Origin of the sequence: Salinicoccus sediminis (assembly GCF_000986795.1) — a bacterium.
GTDB lineage: Bacteria > Bacillota > Bacilli > Staphylococcales > Salinicoccaceae > Salinicoccus > Salinicoccus sediminis.
In genome coordinates this window covers 439958-460812 of sequence record NZ_LAYZ01000024.1, presented here as the reverse complement: position 1 = coordinate 460812, position 20855 = coordinate 439958, and the positions used below count along the sequence as shown (strand labels likewise).

Annotated in this window: 14 protein-coding genes; 9 read left to right on the top strand and 5 right to left on the bottom strand. The window is 54.6% G+C overall.

The annotated features are described in order from the left end of the window. Positions 1-2 precede the first annotated feature (2 nt). From lepB to WN59_RS10695, 7 genes are all read left to right on the top strand, one after another. Positions 3-536 (top strand): signal peptidase I, encoded by a 534-nt coding sequence (gene lepB, locus WN59_RS10725; protein WP_046517052.1) that lies wholly within the window; start codon positions 3-5, stop codon positions 534-536. 58 nt (positions 537-594) lie between these two features. Then, a complete protein-coding gene (locus WN59_RS10720) occupies positions 595-4107 on the top strand; it encodes a PD-(D/E)XK nuclease family protein (RefSeq protein WP_046517050.1) in 3513 nt (1170 codons plus the stop codon). Continuing rightward, positions 4088-7534, top strand: a complete 3447-nt coding sequence (gene addA, locus WN59_RS10715; protein WP_046517048.1) for a helicase-exonuclease AddAB subunit AddA — start codon at positions 4088-4090, stop codon at positions 7532-7534. Before WN59_RS10720 ends, addA begins: the two co-directional genes overlap by 20 nt. Beyond that, a complete protein-coding gene (locus WN59_RS10710) occupies positions 7524-8633 on the top strand; it encodes a DUF418 domain-containing protein (RefSeq protein ID WP_046517045.1) in 1110 nt (369 codons plus the stop codon). Before addA ends, WN59_RS10710 begins: the two co-directional genes overlap by 11 nt. Positions 8634-8679: 46 nt before the next feature. After that, complete coding sequence (locus tag WN59_RS10705) at positions 8680-9582, top strand: fumarylacetoacetate hydrolase family protein (protein WP_046517043.1); 903 nt, start codon at positions 8680-8682, stop codon at positions 9580-9582. A 56-nt stretch (positions 9583-9638) separates the two neighbouring features. Continuing rightward, entirely contained in the window at positions 9639-10013 is a 375-nt protein-coding gene (locus WN59_RS10700) for a DUF1516 family protein (RefSeq protein ID WP_046517041.1), read from the top strand. Between the two features lie 132 nt (positions 10014-10145). After that, the gene (locus WN59_RS10695) at positions 10146-11564 is read left to right on the top strand and encodes an alpha-amylase family glycosyl hydrolase (RefSeq protein WP_046517039.1); all 1419 of its coding nucleotides are present in this window, start codon (positions 10146-10148) and stop codon (positions 11562-11564) included. A 496-nt stretch (positions 11565-12060) separates the two neighbouring features. Here WN59_RS10695 and WN59_RS10690 read toward each other — a convergent pair whose 3' ends face one another. The 3 genes from WN59_RS10690 to WN59_RS10680 are packed head-to-tail and all read right to left on the bottom strand — an operon-like array spanning position 12061 to position 15085. Further along, complete coding sequence (locus tag WN59_RS10690) at positions 12061-13404, bottom strand: CoA-disulfide reductase (protein ID WP_046517037.1); 1344 nt, start codon at positions 13402-13404, stop codon at positions 12061-12063. 1 nt (position 13405) lies between these two features. Continuing rightward, positions 13406-14248: a DegV family protein gene (locus WN59_RS10685; protein ID WP_046517035.1), complete on the bottom strand. Its 843-nt coding sequence runs from the start codon at positions 14246-14248 to the stop codon at positions 13406-13408. An 18-nt stretch (positions 14249-14266) separates the two neighbouring features. Beyond that, positions 14267-15085 (bottom strand): Cof-type HAD-IIB family hydrolase, encoded by an 819-nt coding sequence (locus tag WN59_RS10680; protein ID WP_046517033.1) that lies wholly within the window; start codon positions 15083-15085, stop codon positions 14267-14269. 111 nt (positions 15086-15196) lie between these two features. Here WN59_RS10680 and WN59_RS10675 point away from each other — a divergent pair, with 111 nt between their 5' ends. Beyond that, a complete protein-coding gene (locus WN59_RS10675) occupies positions 15197-15505 on the top strand; it encodes a metal-sulfur cluster assembly factor (protein WP_017548013.1) in 309 nt (102 codons plus the stop codon). 83 nt (positions 15506-15588) lie between these two features. On the opposite strand, the gene WN59_RS10670 is transcribed toward WN59_RS10675, so the two are convergent. Then, the gene (locus tag WN59_RS10670; protein ID WP_046517031.1) at positions 15589-16413 is read right to left on the bottom strand and encodes an undecaprenyl-diphosphate phosphatase; all 825 of its coding nucleotides are present in this window, start codon (positions 16411-16413) and stop codon (positions 15589-15591) included. A 156-nt stretch (positions 16414-16569) separates the two neighbouring features. Between WN59_RS10670 and clpB the strand changes: the two genes are divergently transcribed. Continuing rightward, positions 16570-19161, top strand: a complete 2592-nt coding sequence (gene clpB, locus WN59_RS10665; RefSeq protein WP_046517029.1) for an ATP-dependent chaperone ClpB — start codon at positions 16570-16572, stop codon at positions 19159-19161. 180 nt (positions 19162-19341) lie between these two features. Here clpB and WN59_RS10660 read toward each other — a convergent pair whose 3' ends face one another. Next, positions 19342-20730, bottom strand: coding sequence for an alanine/glycine:cation symporter family protein (locus WN59_RS10660; protein WP_046517027.1), 1389 nt, complete (start codon positions 20728-20730; stop codon positions 19342-19344). Positions 20731-20855 lie beyond the last annotated feature (125 nt).

Here is a 20855-nt window from a genome sequence, read left to right as displayed (position 1 = left end):
TTATGCTGAAAGAGATAAAAGAATGGCTCATTGCGATAGCGGTCGCGGTGGTCCTCATATTGATAATCAGGCAGTTCCTGTTCGTATCATTCACGGTGGACGGACTGAGCATGGATCCGACATTCGAAGATGGGGACAAAGTGGTGGTCAACAAATTCATTGATAATTTCACCGATTATGAGACGGGTGATGTGATCGTCTTCAATTCCGAAAAGGGTCCGGCCTATGTTAAACGGGTAATCGGCACACCCGGTGACACCGTCAGTATGGAAGATAAGCAGGTTTATGTGAACGGCGAACCGCTCAATGAAGATTATGTGACCCATACGGAAGATTCATACATGGACAATTTCACACTGGAGGAACTTGGTGTCGAAGAGGAGACCATCCCGGAAGGGACACTGCTCGTGCTGGGTGACAACCGTCCGGTGAGCCGGGACAGCCGCGATTTCGGACTGGTTGACCAGTCGGAAGTGATCGGGGAAGTCCAGCTCCGCTTCTGGCCTCTCAATGAAATATCCATCAATTTTGACTGAATGGAAAAGACACCCGGATGAAGGGTGTCTTTTGTCTACTCTCGAGGAGTGAAATGTTATGACGATAAATATTTGGACCGGTGTCAGCGGTACCGGCAAGACAGGGCGGATGTTCGACGACATACAGACGGAAACGAAAGGCCGGCCGCTCGGTGCCGCCATCTATATCATCACGCCGACGCAGAATACGCTGAGATATGAAAACATCATCACGGACGCCCGGGGGGGCGGAGGGAGCGGCAGTCTCAGGACCGCCGTATTCAGCTTTTCCCGCTTCATGTGGCATGTCTTCAACGAGACCGGCCATTCCACGCGGGATGCCCTGTCGGAAAGCGGGCATGTCATGCTGCTCCACAAGATGATGACGGAGATGAAGGAGCAGCTGTCGTTCTACAGGGACAGCTCGCAGTACATAAAATTTTCCGGGAAAGTGCTCGATATGCTCAAAGAGCTGAGTGCCTACCGGGTGGCACCCGATGATCTGAGGCGGGCGCAGCCTGACACCGGCCGCATGAAGGACAAGTTTTCCGATCTACATCTCATCTATGACCAGTGGCTGCGGCGGGCGGCGGAACTCCAGATAGAGGATCTGAACCTGACCGACCAGTTCATCGACCTCATCTACTCCGGCGAGACGATCAGATCTCTCGAGGATGCGGTCATCTATATCGACGGTTTCCACAACTTCACCGAAGTGGAATACGCGCTCATCCAGGCGCTTCACACACGCGTGCGGGAGATAAACATCCTCCTCACCCACCAGGGGACGAACAAGGAACTGTTCAGGAAGACGGATGCCGTCATCGAAAGGCTCCGTTTCTTCATGGGGGATGACACCCTCGAATTCGAACATTTCGGACAGGACTTCAAACGCTCCGAAAAGAAAGGACTCATCCAGATCGAGTCGCATTTCGCAGAACAGGAGGCGATGTATGACTACGAGGGGGTGACCATCACCGAAGCGCCGAACGCCCTTGAGGAGATCACCGAAACGGCGCGGGAGATAGAACGTCTCGTGGCAGGCGGCAGCGCCTACTACAGTGACATCGGAATTCTCTACAGGGACGCGTCCTATGAACCGATCATCCGCTCCGTTTTCAGGCGGTTCGGTATTTCATACCATATCGACAAGAAAATCCAGATGTACTCCCATCCGTTCATCCAGTTCATCATGGCGCTGCTCGACTGCTACACGAAAAATTACGAATTCAATGCATTCATGAACGTGCTGAAGACAGGATACCTGTGTGAGGATACAGACAGGATGTACATCGACCAGCTGGAGAATTTTGCGCTGGAGCGCGGCCTCGGCGGTGCCGCCCTGTTCGATGACGACAAATTCCGCTACATCACCGTGCCGGACGAAAACGGCGTGCTCCATACCGTCGACAAGAGCGTGCAGTATCAGGACATGATCGACTTCAAGAATAAAGTCCTGTCGCGCCTTGAGATGCTGTTTGCCGAATTCAGGACGGAGCGGACGGTGCGCGAGTACATCGGCATCATCTATGATTTCCTGATGGCAGAAGGAATAGTGGAGAAGATCACAGAGGAGATGGTGCGTCAGGATGAGAACAACCAGATTCAGGAAAGGGATGAAACCGAGCAGGCTTACAATATGTTCATCCGCCTGCTGGATGATGCCTATGTGGTCTATGATGATGAAGCTGTCCGTTTCCAGATTTTCTATGAAGCTTTCATGGACGGCCTTAAGAATGCGGAGTTCAGCCTGCTCCCCTCCACAATAGATCAGGTGATGGTCGGTTCACTCGACCTGTCCAAAGTGGAGAACAAGAAATATATCTTCCTGATCGGTGTGAACCGCGATTCAATGCCCCGGGAAACACGGAACAGGGACATCATCTCCGACGAGGAGAAGGCGCTTTTCGAACGGGCGGACATCGAACTGTCGCCGAGTTCGAGGACGCTTGCCCAGGACGAGCGCTTCGTATTCTACCTTGCGATCACTCGGGCGACCGAGGGGCTGTATCTCAGCTGGAGTGTCACACTGCCGTCAGGGGATGTGACAAAGCGCAGCCCGTTCCTCGATGAAGTGATGCCCGAGCGGCCGGAGCATGTGCGGAATTACGAATACAGGCGGGTGAGTGAATACAGCCGCTTCAATCCGGAACGCCTGATATCATCGGCTGCGAGCATGGAGCCGCTGCTGCACCTGAAGATGCGGGAGATGATGACGTCACAGGTGGATGAACCCGCGGATTTCCTCAGGCTGCCGGAATACCGGCCGTGGATCGAGACGTTCCAGATGCTCATGAAGGACAGCTGGCATGATTTCTATCCGAGGCTGAGGCGCAATCTGACACATGACAACCGCGCCCGGCCGCTGTCAAAAGAAGCGGCACAGGCACTGTACGGCGGGGAGATGAACGCGAGCGTGTCGCGTTTTGAGACGTTCCACCGCTGCCAGTTCCAGCATTTCAGTGCCTACGGCCTCAGGCTCAATGTGCGGAAACCGTATCAGGTGGCCCCGCTTGAGCTCGGGAACCTGTACCACGAAGTGCTCTATGATACAGTGACGAAACTTGGATTCACACTCCTTCACGATGAAGAGAAGATACGGAGGCAGGTGGAGGATTCCATCGAGCGTTTCGCCCGGGCGATCCAGTTCGGCATCTTCGATTATACAGGCTACTACCAGTCGCTGAAGCGGCGCGCAGGGGATGCGATCGTCCGCCTGCTTCTGTTCATGCGGGACATCGAGGAACTGGGAGACTACAGGATCGCGGAAGCCGAGCTGTCATTCGGCTTCGTGAAAAGCCCGATCGATGAAGTGACACTGACGAGCGGGGACGGACATACGATCCATCTGCGGGGAAAGATCGACCGCGTGGATATGTATGAGACGAAGGACGGCGCCTATGTGAACCTGATCGACTACAAGTCGAGTGCGCGGTCCATCTCGAAAGCGGGCATACTGAACGGCCTCGAACTGCAGATGATGACATACATGCATGTGCTGGTGGAAAAGGGCCCGGAGTATTTCGGCAAAGGGCGCATCATGCCGAACAGCATGCTGTTCTTCCCGGTCAGGGATCCGCTCATCTCGCTTGGCGGCGAGGAGTCGCTGGAACACGCAGAAGAGGAGCAGAAGAAGCGCATGCGCCCGGACGGGGCGTTCATCAATGAAAATGCCGAATACGACGGCATGATCGATGAGACTTCGGTCGGCATTACGGGCATGCTGTCAAAACTCGATGATTACAAGGCGTACAGCGCCTACTATCCGATCTCCGTCACCAGGGCGGGCAAAATAAACAAAGCGACCCGGCACAGGTACTACAGCCCGCTGCTGTTTGAACATTATGCGGATCACATCATGCAGATGTACCGGGATACGACGGACCGCATGTACCGGGGCGAGGTGCTGGCTTCACCGATATCCCTCGATCCGTCGAACACGAGGCTGGCGTGTGAAATGTGCGACTTCAAATCCGCCTGCCGCATCGATCCGCTGATGAACCGGCGGGACATCAGGATGAATACGGTGGATGACGAAACGATAGAGAATTTTGAAAGCGGGGTGGGAGACCATGGTCCAATGGACAAATAAGCAGCTCGAAGCGATTGAATATGAAGGTTCCGACGTCCTGGTGGCGGCGGCTGCGGGGAGCGGGAAGACGACGGTGCTGGTCGAACGCATCATCCGGAAGATACTGGAGGAGAAGTATTCGATCGATGAAGTCCTCGTCGCAACCTTCACCAACATGAGCGCACGCGATATGAAGGAGAAGATCGAGAAGGCGCTCAGGACCGCGTTTCTTGAAAAACGGGACCCGAGGATATACGAGGAGTCCCTGAAGCTGAAAGAGGCGCACATATCGACGCTGCACAGCTTCTGCCTCCACCTCATACAGATGCACTATAATGTGATCGGGCTGTCCCCGGATATGCGGACACTCGGTGATATCGAGATGAAACTCCGTCTGGAGAACGTGATTTCCAGTGTGCTCGAATCCTATTACATGGCGCCGGATGAAGATTTCCGGTTTGTTTCCACCATGCTGTCGACGGACAAGAGCAACGACGGGCTGCTCGGCGCCATACGGGACCTTTATTATACGGCGGTTGCGAGCCCCGACCCGGAAGGGTTCCTCGAGGGAAACAGGGACCAGTATATTGATGTGGACCGGCTCGAAGGCATACTCTCTGATCACAACCACAATCCCAGGCTGAAGCTCGATGCGCTTGCTGCAGACCTTGGACAGCTCCGCATCCATTACAGGACGGCGGTGCACGAATCGATAAAGGAGAACCAGGTGCTGGATGCCTACGATGCGCTTGAATCCGCCGTCATGTCTGTCGAGCGGGCGAGTGGTGATGTGATGGAGGGCCGGCCTGTGGAACTGCCGGCATTCGCACTGAAGGACGGCCGTTCGGCCTTCATCAAAAATATTGCCGACCAAGGTGACAAGGAGGCGCTGCTCGCCGTGCACAAGCGCGTCCGCGACCGCTACAATGAGGTGCGGGACGCACCGGCGTATGATCTTGCGCGCGTGAAGGCGGAGCTCGCACCGATGAACGGGGCCAATAACGCACTCATCGATATCGCGCTCAAGGTGATCGAGCGGTTCAGGCAGCAGAAGCGCGGACGGAATGAAATGGACTTTTCGGATTATGAACATTATGCGCTCGCGATACTGAACGCCGGGGACGGGGCGGTCGGGGAGCGCTACCGCCGCCAGTTCAAGGAGATCATGATCGATGAGTACCAGGACATCAACCGTGTGCAGGAGGCCATCATCCAGGCGCTCAAGACCGGCGGGGAATCGGACGGCAACCTCTTCATGGTGGGCGATGTCAAACAGTCCATCTACAAGTTCCGCCAGGCCGACCCGTCCCTGTTCATCACCAAGTCGGAGCGCTTCAAGACAGGGGGCAGCGGCAGGCTGATCAGCCTGAACCACAACTTCCGCTCGCGCGGCGAAGTGCTCGGCCTTACGAACACGGTATTCGAAAAGATCATGGACCGTGAAGTCGGCGAGATCGCGTATGATGACACGCACCGGCTCGTGCAGGGAAACTATCTCGAGGAGGCGCCGCTCCCCTCGGAGTGCCATATCATCGAAAACAAGGCCGAATATGGTGGCGATGCGGAGATAAAGCACATCATCGATGTGGTCAGGGACCTCGTAAGGAAAGGTGCTGAGTACAGGGATATCGTCATTCTGACGCGCAACACGCGGGATAATGAATCCTACCGCAGGCTGCTCGGTGAAGCAGAGCTGCCGGTGTTCGTCAACAACCGCTCGGGCTATCTCGACACGCTTGAGATCCGCACGATGATCAGCATCCTTTCCGTCATCGACAATCCGCTTCAGGACGACCATCTGGTCGGCATGATGCGGCTGCCGATGTTCGGGTTCTCGGAAGACGAGATCGCGCGCATCCGTGCGTCATCGGACGCGGATTACATGTACGGGGCACTGACCGGATATGACGGCCCGGCGGTGGTCATGAAGAAGATCCACGAATTCCGGGATGCACTCCGATCGCTCCAGGAATATGCGCGCTATATGAGTGTGCCGGAGCTGATTGATGAGATCTATCTCGAGTTCAGCATCCTGGAATACTTCGCCGGCCTCGCAGGCGGCATATCAAGGCGTGCGAACCTGAACGGCTTCATAGAAAAGGCGCGTGAATTCGAAGCCATGTCCCACCTGTCACTGTATGAATTCATCTCGTACATCCACCGCATGATCGATGACGGCCAGGACTTCGGGGAAGAGAACACGGTGTCGCCGGACGATGACACGCTCCGTGTCATGACGATCCATGCGTCCAAGGGGCTCGAATTCAATTATGTGATCTATGCGGGGCTGCACCGCCGGCTGAACATGATGGACATTTCGAAAAAGATCAGCGTCCACCCCGAAGAGGGCATTGCGATGAAGCGGTTCCTGCCGGAGGCGCTTGCAGTGATGCCGAGCATCCATTCGGAAGTCGCAGCCAGGCAGATACTCCGGGAGCTGATCAGCGAGGAGATGCGGCTTGTCTATGTGGCGATGACCCGTGCGATCGACAAGCTCATCATGCCCCTGGTCTACAAAGGGGAGTATAAGGAGAAATACTCCTATGAGCCTGGGCTGATCAACGCAGACGACAGGCTGAACGCCCGGACCATACAGGATCTCATCGCCCCGATCTTCATCAATGAGGAGATGCCGTTCCTCACAGTGGAGCATGTTGAACCACCGGAGGAGACAGGGACGGATGACAGGCGTTACGCGTCGCTTGCTGAACTCGAAGGGCTGAAGGTGGCGGACAATGAACTGCTGAAGGAACGGCTGTTCTATAAATACCCGCATCAGGCAGAGACCCGTACCGTATTCAAGGAGTCCGTGACGGAAATCAAACGGCGCAATGAAACGCCGCCGGACGACAGTGCAGTCATCCGCCATGACCGGACGCCGAACCTGAGGCTGCCGAACTTCCGCAACGAGACGCTCGATGCACCCGTCTTCGGTACTGTGATGCACCAGATGATGATGCACATGATGAACCGCTACGAAGAAGTGCGCGGGCTCGGGGATCGGGAACGCGCCGCCTACGTCAGGCGCCTGGTTGAAGACAACACCCAGGAAGACATGCTCATCACCGATATGCACAGGGAGAAGATGGTGGAGAACATCGAACAGTTCCTGTCCGACAGTGTGATGTCCGGACTGCTGGCGCGCCAGGAATCCATCCATACGGAGATCCCCTTCATCATGAACCAGAAGGCGATCGGCTACTCGGCATATGAGGACCAGATGGTTCAGGGGATCATGGACGCCCTGCTCGAGATTGACGGCAGCTACGTCATACTGGACTACAAGACTGACCGCGTGGCGGGCACCGGACTCGGACCGTCGGACCTCGTGGAGAGATACCGCACACAGATGGATATCTACAGGCGCTCTGCGATGCAGGCCCTCGGCAAAGATGTTACTGTGTATCTATATTTCTTTGATTATGGAGCGATTAAAATTGAAAACTGAAGAAGGCAGCATCAGATTCATCCTGGCCATCACACTATTCCCGGTACTCCTCATGAACGGGATGTACTACATGATGCCGTTTGATGCGATAAATGTATATGAATATCTGAGCGGTGACGCGCTCAGCTCATATCACCTGGTCAACATATTCACCGGCAGCGCCGTCATACCGCTGGTCGCCCTCATCACCGGCTACATGCTGAACCATTGGCGGGACAGGGGGATTCCGGATCTCGTCAAAATAACAATCACCGTCTTCCTCGCGGGCTCACTCCAGTCGGTGTTCATCTTTGCCTGGGATTTCCTGCCGGGACTTGCACTGACGGCGCTCGTGGGACTCATATTCCTGAAATCGAAATGGTTCGTGCCCATGATTTCGGCGGTTCTCCTGTTCGCGTTCCACATGGCAGTGAACGTCCTGCCGGATATTTTGGAGAATATCGGTTCGCCGACGGATAAGATGTACTCGGCCATCCAGACGGTGAATGAACAAACCAGTGTGTACAGGAGCAGCGACTACTTCGCGATCATCAGCAAAAATATCGAGATATTCACAGGCGACATCCCCGGTACGGTGTACGCCCTCCTGTTCACCGTCCTGCCGTGGCTGCTCTTCGGCATGGCGCTGGCCAAACTCGGTATCAGGGAACTGCTCGGGGCAAACCATATACTCGCAGTCGCGATGTTCATCACGCTTGCGGGCGGCGGCCTCGCCCTGAAGCTGATCCAGGTCGTTACGCTCGGGACATACAGCGGCACGCTGCTGGCTGATAATTTCGGCGGTCCCGTCCTCGCCCTCGGATATTTCATCCTGCTCCTGTTCATCTCGGGCGTCATTCCCGGGAAAGCCGGGGCGCTGTTTGCACCGCTCGGCGGCAGGGTACTGACGATGTATATAGCCGGCAACATCCTGCTGATATTCATCTTCTACGGAATCGGATTCACCGCGTACGGCGACATCAGCATACTCTCGATGGTGCTGGTCATGGCGGCGGTCTACGTACTGTCAATCGCCGGTGGGTTTTTATTCCGGAAGGCAGGGGCCGGCGGCATTGAAACACTATTTGCGGATAATTCAGATCAATCCGGGAAAAATTGACCGGTTGTCTGTTATAATGGACAAAACGACAAAAGGAGCGTAATCCATGAAATTTTTGACATTTGACTACGGAAACCAGACTTACTACGGGGTTAAGGTAAAGCGCGAGGAGAGTGCATGGATACTGCCGAAGCTGTTCGAGGATTTCGGCGGTGACGCGGGCTATCCGAAGACGCTGCTCGAAGGGATATCAACATACAACACTCTGGATTTCCAGGAAATCGTAAGAAAATTAGTGGAGAAGGCGGACGAGTCCGGCAATGCGGACCAGTATAAGGCACCGTTTACAGATATAGAATTCCTTGCGCCGGTGACGCCGCCGAACAACGTGATCGCGTTCGGGCGCAACTACAAAAAGCACGCCGAGGAGCTGGACAACGAGGTCGAGAGCCTCTATGTGTTCACGAAGGCGGCGACGAGCCTTGTCGGGGACGAGGCGGTCATCCCGGACCATAGGGAGGTGACCAGCGCGCTCGACTATGAAGGGGAGCTCGGCGTTGTCATCGGCAAGCGCGCGGACAGGATAGAAAGCTCGATGGCACTCGATTACATCTACGGCTACACGATCATCAACGATATCACGGCACGTGACCTGCAGAAGGAGCACCTCCTGCCGTTCCTGTCCAAAAGTCTGAAGGGCGGCTGCCCGATGGGGCCGTTCATCGTCACGAAGGACGAGCTGCCGAATCCGGAGCAGACATCCATCGTCACGAAGGTGAATGAGGAAATCCGCCAGGACGGCAGCACATCGGAAATGGTGCTGAAGCTCGATGAACTCATTGCGGAAGTTTCCAAGTACGTCGTGCTTGAGCCGGGCGACATCATCGCAACCGGCACACCGGGCGGCGTCGGCGCCGGCATGACCCCGCCGCAGTTTTTGAAAAAGGGTGACGAAGTCCGCATTTCCATCAACGGAATCGGCACACTTACGACATATATCGGGGAATGAAAATCCGGGCGGATATGTTAGAATGGTAAGTGATTCACAATAGAAAGGGAGATTTCATGATACACTTGCACCTTACAGCAATTGTCCTTGCAGTTGTATTCTTCTTCATCACTTACTTCTCAATTAAAAATCCCGGGGACAAGAATGCGAAATATGCAAAAGTTCCCCATATGATCGCAAGACTTCTTTATGTTGTCGTTCTGGTTTCCGGACTCGTACTGTTCATCCAGGCGATGGGCATCAACGGCATGTTGTACGGCTTAAAATTCCTTGCAGGTCTTTTCACAATCGGATTGATGGAAATGGCAGTGATAAGGAAGAGGAAAGCTACCGGTCAGACGATGTTCATCACATTCCTTGTACTTGCGGTCATCACGATCGGGCTTGGCATCTATCTGCCGATGGGACCGGTCACTGCGCTGTTCAGATAACATTGTTGAAATCAGACACTCTTTTTAAGGGAGTGTCTTTTTTATGGGATTTTGTGAACATTTTTTGAAAATATGATATTTTTATTTTTAATCTAGTATACTTGGGATATTAGACAAGAAGGTAGGATCACAATGCAGAAATTATTGAAATACATGGTGTTGGTGCTGGTTGTGGGCGGCATGTTCCAGCAGGATGCATCAGCCCAGGAAAAGCCGCATGAGCGCATCTATACAGTTGTCGTCGACCGTTTCCTCAATGCGGATGAATCGAATGATGTCAATGTGACGGATGACGAGGCGGAGCCGCTTCCGTTCGGCGGGGACTTCAGGGGCATACAGGAAAATCTGGAATACATACACGACATGGGATTCGACACACTCATGCTGTCGCCGGTCTTTGAAAAGTCGGATGAGGACTATCTGGGCTATGACGTGGAAAACTACGGGGAGATCGAGGAATCATTCGGCGGAGCGGAAGGTTTCCAGTCGCTCGTCGATGCAGCGCATGAGATGGATATGAAAGTCGTCGTCGACATGCCGGCGAGTGCGGTGGAGGGTTATGAGACCCTTCAGGACCCCGAGCTCAATGAACTCCAGCAGGAATACTACTCTGAGGCCGCCGATGTGGAGTTCATCGATTTAAGCGTGCCGGAGAACCAGGACGCATACAGGGAGATGGCGCAGTCCTTCGTTGATGAATTCGGCATCGACGGCCTCAGCATGAACGTGGTGCAGGACGGCGTGGACGCCCGCGAATTCATGCCGCAGGGCGTGACGACATACGGCATTCTCGGCAGCGAATCGGTCGGGGCGGAAGGGTTCGACCATGTCGCTTCAGAATCCATGAGACAGGATGTCGCAGAAGCCTTCAGTACGACCGATAAGGCGATACCATCCTATCCGGAAGACGGGCAGATGCTACTTGCGGACCATTGGTTCACAGAACGCTTCACGATTCATGCGGCCGGGGAAAACATGTTTCCGGGCACCCGCATACAGCAGCTCACCGCGTACCTGTACGGCTACCCGGGACCCATCAGCTTCCAGTACGGTACGGAAGTCGCGCTGAACGGCGACAGCATCCCTGAGGTGCACAGGCAGATGGACCTCTGGACAGACCAGGAAGTCGTCGACTACATCAAGCAGATCAACACCGTATTCACACAGCACAAACAGCTGCTCGAGGGCGAGATGACGGAATTGAAAACAGGCGAAGACGGCCACTACGTCGTCCGGTATGACACCACCGACGTCGATTTCATACTGAACATCAACGACACCTCAAGGACCGAAAATTTCAACGTCCCGCTTGAAGCCGAGGACAGGGGCAAGATGATGAGCGGCATGCTCATCGGAGACAAGCTCAGATCCGTTGAGGGACAGGACAGCTACAACGCCGTCCTCGACCGGGAAGAGGCGGAACTCTACGCCATCACTGAAGAGACCGGCCTCAATAACGGTTACGTCTACGCCGGACTCATCATCTTCGGCGGATTCGGAATATTCATCTGGATTGTAGCCAAACGCCGTAAGCCAAAAGAAAATATGTGATGATTTGTGAGAGGGGCCGGTGTGGCCTCTTTTTTTGGTGGGGCGAGGTCCGGTAGCTGAATCGAAATTCCAAACGGAGGCCGGCAAACTCATTTGATGGCCACGGTCCGGTTCACGGAGGCCGATAAGCATTGTTACCGGCCATCGTGGCATGAACGGCGGCCGCTAAACTGTCCTACCGGCCACGGCGCAGTCCGCGATGTCCGCCATAAGTGCTTTCCGGACACGGCGCCGCCCGTGGTGTCCGCCATGAGCGTTTCCCGGACACGGCGCCGCCCGTGGTGTCCGCCATGAGCGTTTCCCGGACACGGCGCCGCCCGCGGTGTCCGCCATGAGCGTTTCCCGGACACGGCGCCGCCCGCGGTGTCCGCCATGAGCGTTTCCCGGACACGGCGCCGTCCACGGTGTCCGCCGCACACCCACACACACCCGCAAAAAAACCGCCGTTCCTCGCTCCCGCAGGAGACGGCACGGCGGTCCTCAATCACTCAATCATTCATTCATCGAATTTCTTCATTTTTTCTATCGTTTTGTAGCCGAGCATGTTGAGCACGCTTTTCGGGCTGGAGTACGGCGGGGAGTAGGCGACTTCGATGTTGGCGAGGTCGGCCGCCGTTCCGCCGAGCCGGATGTGTGCTGCGAGTATGTCGATGCGTTTGTCGACGCCTTCTGTGCCGACGACGGCGGCGCGCAGAATCTTACCGTCCGGTTTTGACACATAGATCCGCACCTGGATGGGGACGCTGCCGTCCATGTATCCGGCTTTGTTCCGCTGACGGTGATCGACGATGAAGTGGTCGTACCCGGGGACTTCATGCTGGCGAAGTCCCAGCGTCGCGATATCATAGTCGAAGAACCGCATGATGTTGGTACCGAGCAGCCCCTCGAACTCGACGTCTTCATTTCCGCTGATCTGGCTGGCGATGACGTATGCCATGCGGTGGGCGCCCCAGGCGAGGGCGACGGTCGTCTTCCCGCCCGTATGCTGGTAGAATGTCTCGATGGCGTCCCCCAGGGCATAGACGCATTCGGCGCTTGTGCGGCCGGTCTCACCGGTGCAGATGAATCCATCATCGTTCAGTTCAATGCCGGAGTCTTTCAGGAATTCCGTGCGCGGCAGTATGCCGATCCCGGCAACAATCATCGGTGCATCGATTTCCTCGCCATTATCGAGCGTCGCGACGTTGCCGTCGACTTCCACGATTTCAGTGTTGAGCCTGACATCGACCCCCTGACGCTTCATCTCCCCGATGAAGAAATCACCCATATCATCTTCGAGCGGCCGGTAGACTTCCTCGCTCCTGTGGATAAAGGTCACGTCCATGCCGCGTCTGACAAAGTTCTCGATCAGTTCGAGGCCGATGTATCCGGCACCGATGAGGACGACTTTATTCACGTCATGCTTGGCGATATATGAATTGATATCGTCCAGGTCCTCGAGATTGTGCATGACGAATGACTGCGGGACATCGAGCAAAGCCGGCATTGTCTTCGGCGCCCCGCCCGGGGAGAGGATCAGATAGTCATATTCCTCTTCGAACGTATCATTCCCGCTGACATCCTTCACGGTGACTTTCTTCGCCCCGCTGTCCACACGGATCACTTCATGATATGTCTTCACGGTGATCTCCCGTTCGGCCATGCTTTCAGGCGTTGCGGCGACGAGCTTGTCCCGGTCGCTCACCTCGCCGCCGATGTTATACGGCAGGCCGCAGTTGCCGAAACTGATGTCGCGGCCCTTTTCATAGATTGTTATGCGGATTTTGGGGTTTATCCTGCGGAGCTGTGCGGCGGCGGTCGCACCGCCGGCCACGCCGCCCACGATAATACAATGCTTCATATTACACACCTTCGTTGAAGTAGAATAGGGCAACCGTACCGTTGCCGGTATGGCTGCTGATCGTCGGGCCGATCATGCTGATTTTGACACTGCTGGCAGCCGTCTCCTCCATGATCTTCTTCTGGAGCTGTTCGGCCTGCTTCTGCGCATTCGCATGGGTGATGTGGACTTCACCTCTCACGTTGTCCGCCTGCATGTGCTTGATCATGCTCGAGTGGACTTTTTTGGTGCCCCTGTGCTTTTCCAGAGGAACGAGCCTGCCGTCCTCGACATGTAGAAGCGGCTTGATGTTGAGCAGACCGCCGAGGAATGCCTGGCCCTTGGACAGACGGCCGCCTTTGGCGAGGTAATCCAGGTCGTCCACCGTAAAGAAATGGCGGATGCTTTTCACATCGCTTTCGATTTTCCCGAGGAGTTCCTCCCTCTGGACACCCTCTTCCAGATAGCCGTGGGCGCGTTCGACGATGAGGCCGAGCCCGTAGCTCGCCGCCTTCGTATCGATGATCGTGATGTCCGCATCGGGATGCTCATCAAGAATCGTGTCCCGTGCAATGACAGCACTCTGGTAGGTGCCGGAAAGCTCGCTTGAAAATGCGATGTAGAGGACCGGCTCCCCCTTCTCAACATACGGTGTGAACATCTCGGTGAACTGTTCAGGATTCGCCTGGCTGGTGAGCGGACGTTTACCGGCCGCGATTTCATCAAGCACTTCCTGGCTCGATATCTCAATCTGATCCAGGTATTCTTTGTCATCGATGGTGATTTTCAGCGGGACGAATTCAATGTCCTTCTCCTTGAAGTCCTGCTGGGATATATCAGAACAGCTGTCTGCGAATAACTGCATATCAATCGCTCCTCTCGGTTATGGTTGTATATTCAATTCGAAATGCGCATTCAGGAACTTGCCGATGCCGTCGGTTTCGTTCGATTCCGTCACATGGTCCGCGGCCTCTTTGACCTCTTCGATCGCGTTGCCCATGGCAACACCGTGTTTTACATATTTAATCATTTCAGTGTCGTTGTCCTCATCGCCGAATGCGATGGTATGCTCCTGGCTGATGCCGAGGTAGCCGCGTGCATAGTCGACGCCGACCGCCTTGTTGATGCCTTTCTTGACGATTTCGATCACCGGATAGGGCGCGCCCCAGCGGCGGTGTTCGATTGTCTCGGCGAACAGGTCATCGAGCGCCCTGCGGATGCCCGGAACTTCCGGCTCCTCCGCCTGGATCAGTATGGAAGTCGGCCCCGACTCCATGTTCTGCACCAGGTTGCCGATCTTCACCTGCGGGCTGCCCATGCTGAACGCCTCAAACAGCACTTCGTCATGGTAGTGGATGTAGACATTGTCCTTCACCTCGGCGATGATGTTCTGTATGTTCAGATCCGGCACCCGGTCCACAATCTCCTTCGCCACTTCAAGGTCCAGTTCTTCATGGACCGTCTTGAAATAAAGATCCTGTGGATGGTGGACGAACGCCCCGTTGAAATTGACGACAGGCGTCGACATTTCAAGCTCACGGTAGTAGGGCTCACTCGCCCTGTACGGGCGGCCGGTGGAGATCATGATTTCATGACCCATCTCCTTCAAGTGCATCAGCACTTTCTTTGTATATGGACTGATCTTCTTCTCATCTGTGAGAAGTGTACCGTCCAGGTCCAGACATATTAAATGTTTGTGCATCAGTTGTATACTCCTTGTTAATCTTTCATAAAACTATCATATCATTTATATTTTAATAGTGTAATTTTTTTGGTATATTAATGGTATATACTCTAAAAAGGAGTGATATTGATGGATAAAGCGATGGAAGAAAGCATGATGGGTGCGCTTGAGAACGTAATCGACCCTGAGCTTGGCATAGACATTGTGAACCTTGGACTTGTGTACGGCGTGCATCTCGACGAAGATGGCAAAGCCGGCGTCGAAATGACACTCACATCCATGGGCTGCCCGATGGGGCCGCAGATTGTTGAACAGGTTGAAACTGCACTCGGCGAACTGCCTGAAGTGAAAGAGACCGAAGTCAACATCGTCTGGAACCCGCCATGGGGCAAGGACAAGATGAGCCGCTACGCAAAAATCGCTCTTGGCGTGAGCTAAGATCATATACGGCAGGCGTCTGCAGAAGCAGGCGTCTTTTTTAATGCAAAAATCCCGGATCCGTGAGGACCCGGGAATTTTATTCACACGAAGATATAATAGTAGAGTATGGAAAATGTCCCAAGCGCGAAGCAGTAGTAGCTGAAGATCGCGAGGTTGCCGTTCTGCATGACGTTCTGCAGCCATTTTACAGCGAAATACGTGGCGACGAGTGTCACAAGGAAGCTGAGTGCATACGGCAGGGCGAGCGCTGCGATTTCCGGATCGTTCACGATATCGCCGACTGAGATGAGCGCTGTGCCGAGTGACACCGGAATGTAGAGCAGGAACACGAAGCGGAGTGCGCTCTTCTGGTTGAGTCCGACCGCCATCGAGCCGACGAGTGTGGCGCCGCTCCGGCTGATGCCGGGAGTGAGTGCGATACACTGCGCAAGCCCGACGATGATGGAGTCGCGCACAGTCAGTCCGCCGTCGCGCTTCTGGCCGCGCTTGTTCTTGATGAACCAGAGCGCCACGCCGGTCACGAGCAGCATGACGCCGACGAAGCCCATTGAGATGTTGTCGCCGATCACATCCTTGAGCAGCACGCCGAGGATGCCGACAGGGATCGTCGCGATGATGAGATACATGGTGTATTTGAAATCCTTTACGGCCTCTTCATCCCTCGCACGTTTGAAGAAATATCTGTACAGGTTGGAGAGTATCGCCAGAATATCGTTCCTGTATACGAACAGGATGGCGAGCAGTGATGCGGTATTCAGAAAGATTTCAAACGAGAGCCCGCGGGCTTCGATGTTGAACAGTTCCCGTGCTATGACAAGATGGCCGCTTGAGGAGACGGGTATCGGTTCAGTGATCCCCTGCAAGAGCCCCAAAAATACATATTTGATGATAAGTATGATGTCCAAAGTAAGACCTCCTAAAACCCCTAAGATATAATATAAATTAATTTGGTTTGAAAAGCTATCAATTACTTGAAAACGCGGGTGAAAAGTGTATAATTAAAGTATGGTCAAAAAAGGTCAAACATTACTGGAACACTTTTAACCAAAGGAGTGACATACATGGATATAAACAAAATGACGTATACCGTACAGTCTATCATCGAGCGCGCGCAGTCGATTTCCGTGGATCTCAAACTGCAGTCCATCGAAATCGAGGCCGTGATGAAAGCGATGCTCGAAATGGACGACAGCATGGCGTCTGATGTCCTTGAGCGCGCAAACATTGATGTGTCTGCGCTCCTTGCGGCATATGATGAAAAACTTGCGAAATACAATACCGTAACCGGCGACAATGTCCAGTACGGACAGTACATGTCGAACGGTTTCACAAAACTGATCTCGAGGGCAGAGAAGCTGATGGCCGAAATGAGCGACGAATATGTATCCGTCGAACACCTGCTGCTCTCCGCAGTCGAAACGGAAGAGCTCATGCGGGAGGCCGCGGGCAATAAAGACCGGGTGATCAGTGAGATCATCAACAAAGTAAGAGGGGGAAACCATGTGACAACACAGAATCCGGAAGTACAATATGAAGTATTGGAAAAATACGGCCGCGACCTCGTTGAGGAAGTGCGGAACGGCAACATCGATCCTGTCATCGGACGGGATGAGGAAATCCGCAACTCCATCCGTATACTGAGCCGGAAGCGGAAGAACAACCCGGTGCTGATCGGCGAACCCGGCGTCGGCAAGACGGCGATCGTCGAAGGGCTCGCCCAGCGCATCGTGCGGCGGGATGTGCCCGACAGCCTGAGGGACAAGACGATTTTCGAACTGGACCTCTCCGCGCTTGTGGCCGGTGCGAAATACCGCGGTGAGTTCGAGGAGCGGCTGAAGGCCGTCCTCAAAGAGGTCAGGGAATCGGACGGCCGGATCATCCTGTTCATCGATGAGATCCACATGCTCGTCGGCGCCGGCAAGACGGAGGGCGCAATGGATGCGGGCAACATGCTGAAACCGATGCTCTCACGCGGCGAACTGCACTGCATCGGTGCCACGACACTCAATGAATACCGTGAATACATCGAGAAGGATTCGGCGCTGGAACGCCGCTTCCAGAAAGTGCAGATACCAGAGCCGGATGTCGAAGATACCATTTCCATACTGCGCGGCCTGAAGGAGCGCTATGAGGTGCATCACGGCGTGAGGATCACCGACCGTGCGCTGGTTGCGGCGGCGGAACTGTCCGACCGCTACATCTCGGACCGGTTCCTGCCGGATAAGGCGATCGACCTGATGGACCAGGCGAGTGCGACGATCCGTACGGAAATGGGCTCCAACCCGACCGAGCTGGATCAGATCAACCGCCGCGTCATGCAGCTCGAAATCGAGGAACAGGCGCTTAAATCGGAAGATGATTCCGTGTCCAGGAACAGGCTCGGCGAACTGCAGAAGGAACTGTCCGAAGCACGTGAGGCACAGCATACGCTGGCCCAGCGCGTCGAGAAGGAAAAGGGGCAGATCCAGAAAGTGACCGGCAAGCGTGAAGAGCTCGACCGTGTGCGCCAGGAACTGGAGGATGCGGAAAACAACTATGAACTGGAACGGGCGGCCGAACTGAGACACGGCAGACTGCCGGCGCTTGAGAAGGAACTGGCGGAGCTCGAAGAAAAGCTGCAGGAGGAAAGCGCAGGGGAGAACCGCATCATCCGCGAAGTCGTGACGGAGGACGAAATCGGCTATATCGTCAGCCAGTGGACCGGCATACCGGTCACAAAACTGGTCGAAACCGAAAAGGACAAGCTGCTGAAACTTGCGGATATACTGCATGAACGCGTAGTGGGCCAGGACGAGGCGGTGGACCTCGTCTCGGATGCAGTCATCCGCGCGAGAGCCGGCATCAAAGACCCGGACCGTCCGATCGGAAGCTTTTTATTCCTCGGGCCGACCGGCGTCGGTAAGACAGAGCTCGCGAAGACACTCGCTGCGACGATGTTCGATTCCGAAAAGCACATGATCCGGATCGATATGAGCGAGTACATGGAAAAACACGCCGTATCCAGACTGATCGGAGCCCCTCCGGGCTACGTCGGACACGAAGAGGGCGGACAGCTGACAGAAGCCATCCGCAGGCAGCCGTATTCCGTCATCCTGCTGGATGAGGTGGAGAAGGCCCATTCCGACGTGTTCAACATCCTGCTCCAGCTGCTTGATGAAGGACACCTCACAGATTCCAAAGGACGTTCCGTCGACTTCAGGAACACGATCATCATCATGACATCCAACATCGGCTCCCATCATCTGCTCGATTCGATGACAGAAGGCGGGGAAATCACCGATGAAGTCCGCGACACCGTCATGAGCGAAGTCCACATGTACTTCAAGCCGGAAATCATCAACCGCATGGACGACATCGTCATGTTCAGCCCGCTGTCCAAGGACAACATGAAGATGATCACCGATAAGCTCATCAGCGACCTGAACCGCAGGCTGATGGATCAGCACATGACCGTCGAAGTGACAGAAGCAGTCAAAGACTGGATTTCAGACGAAGCGTACGAACCCCAATTCGGCGCCCGTCCGCTGAAACGGTTCATCCAGCGCCATATCGAAACACCGCTTGCGAAAGAACTCATCGCCCGTGATATGGAAGACGGCCTGAAGATCAGAGTCGACTACAGAGACGGCGAACTCAAATTCGATATGGACTGATTGAGATGAAAAATCCCTCCCCGGTTGTGAATCGGGGAGGGATTTTTTTGTGGCCGGAGCGGTGTTTTGGAAACGGCGGCCGTCAACGGACATTGATGGCCCTGGTAATGAAAACGGCGGCCGTCAAATAAGATTGCCGGCCACCTTATCGGGAAAGGAGATCGATATCCGGTCTTTATGCTACATATTAATCCGTTCAACGGGGTTGGCGAAGAATTTCTGTGTTTCTGTCCTGATCACTTTATAAAGGAAGAGCAGCCCGATCAGGTTGGGTATCATCATGAGTGCGTTGGCTGTATCGGCGAATGCCCACACGGTGGAAAGGTCCATCACTGTGCCGAGGAATGTGGCGGTGATGTAGATGACTCCGTATACCGCCACATATCTCAGGCCGAAAAGGTATTCGAAGCATTTGGTGCCGTATACGTACCATGCGATGATCGTCGAGAATCCGAAGAATATGACGGATATGGACACGATATATTCCCCCACAACCCCGAGGCTCGCCCCGAATGCGGCGCTGGTCAGTGCGCCGGCTTCAAGTCCCGGGTCATGTTCGACTCCGGACAGGAGGCCGCCCGAGGCGTCCCAGAAACCGGTAACGATCAGTACGAGGCCGGTCATTGTACACACGACGATCGTGACGATGAATGTACCGGTCATCGCGACCAGGGCTTGCTTCACCGGGTGGGTCGTCCGGGCATTTCCTGCAATCAGCGCAACGGTACCGAGTCCGGCTTCGTTGGAGAAGACGCCTTTTGATACGCCGTGCTGCATCGCCTGGGCGACGACTATGCCTGAAAAGCCGCCTGCAGCAGACACCGGAGTGAAGGCATGTTTGAAGATGAGTTCAAATGCAGGGATGATCTGGTCATAGTTCAATATGAGTATCAGGATGGAACTGCCGATATAAAGGATTGCCATGACCGGCACGAATACGCCGGCGACGCTGCTGATGCGCTTGATGCCGCCGAAGACGATCAGACCGGTGAGTATCACGAGGATGACCCCTGTCACCCATCCGGGTACAAAGAAGCTGTTGTCCATGACATCGGCGATCGTGTTGGACTGGACGCCGTTGCCGATGCCGAGCGCTGCGAATGCGGCGAAGAAGGCAAACAGCACCGCAAGCCATTTGAACTTCGGACCGATCCCTCTTTCTATATAGTACATCGGACCGCTGGAATACTCCCCGTAATCATTCTTCACCCTGTAGATCTGGGCGAGCAGGGCTTCCGCGTATTTCGTGGCCATGCCGACGAGACCCACGAGCCACATCCAGAAGAGGGCGCCCGGCCCGCCGAGTGTGATGGCTGTCGCCACGCCGGCAATATTCCCGTTGCCGATCATACCGGCAAGGGAAGTCATGAGCGCCTTGAAGTTGCTGACGTCACCTTCGGCACCGGCATCTTCCTTGTCCTTGGTGAAAGCCAGCCTGAAAGCATACCATAGTTTCGAGAACTGCAGCCCCTTCAGCTGAAATGTTAAAAAGAGACCTGTCCCGGCGAGCAGTATCAGACTGGGCGGCCCCCAGAGCACTGCATTGATACGATTTAAAATCTCTAACATAATCCCACTCCCAATTTAATGAAAACGCTGTCAAATTGTGCCAAAAAAATTTTAAATGAAATAAATCTTGGTTTGTACAATATAACAAAGAAAATTATTTTCGGTATTGTAATAGTTCATATTTA

Coding starts and splice junctions, on each gene's coding strand:
- WN59_RS10695 (WP_046517039.1), top strand. CDS start 10,146: ATGCAGAAATTATTGAAATACATGGTGTTGGTGCTGGTTGTGGGCGGC.
- clpB (WP_046517029.1), top strand. CDS start 16,570: ATGGATATAAACAAAATGACGTATACCGTACAGTCTATCATCGAGCGC.
- WN59_RS10660 (WP_046517027.1), bottom strand. CDS start 20,730: ATGTTAGAGATTTTAAATCGTATCAATGCAGTGCTCTGGGGGCCGCCC.
- WN59_RS10700 (WP_046517041.1), top strand. CDS start 9,639: ATGATACACTTGCACCTTACAGCAATTGTCCTTGCAGTTGTATTCTTC.
- WN59_RS10720 (WP_046517050.1), top strand. CDS start 595: ATGACGATAAATATTTGGACCGGTGTCAGCGGTACCGGCAAGACAGGG.
- WN59_RS10685 (WP_046517035.1), bottom strand. CDS start 14,248: ATGCAGTTATTCGCAGACAGCTGTTCTGATATATCCCAGCAGGACTTC.
- WN59_RS10705 (WP_046517043.1), top strand. CDS start 8,680: ATGAAATTTTTGACATTTGACTACGGAAACCAGACTTACTACGGGGTT.
- addA (WP_046517048.1), top strand. CDS start 4,088: ATGGTCCAATGGACAAATAAGCAGCTCGAAGCGATTGAATATGAAGGT.
- WN59_RS10690 (WP_046517037.1), bottom strand. CDS start 13,404: ATGAAGCATTGTATTATCGTGGGCGGCGTGGCCGGCGGTGCGACCGCC.
- WN59_RS10680 (WP_046517033.1), bottom strand. CDS start 15,085: ATGCACAAACATTTAATATGTCTGGACCTGGACGGTACACTTCTCACA.
- WN59_RS10675 (WP_017548013.1), top strand. CDS start 15,197: ATGGATAAAGCGATGGAAGAAAGCATGATGGGTGCGCTTGAGAACGTA.
- lepB (WP_046517052.1), top strand. CDS start 3: ATGCTGAAAGAGATAAAAGAATGGCTCATTGCGATAGCGGTCGCGGTG.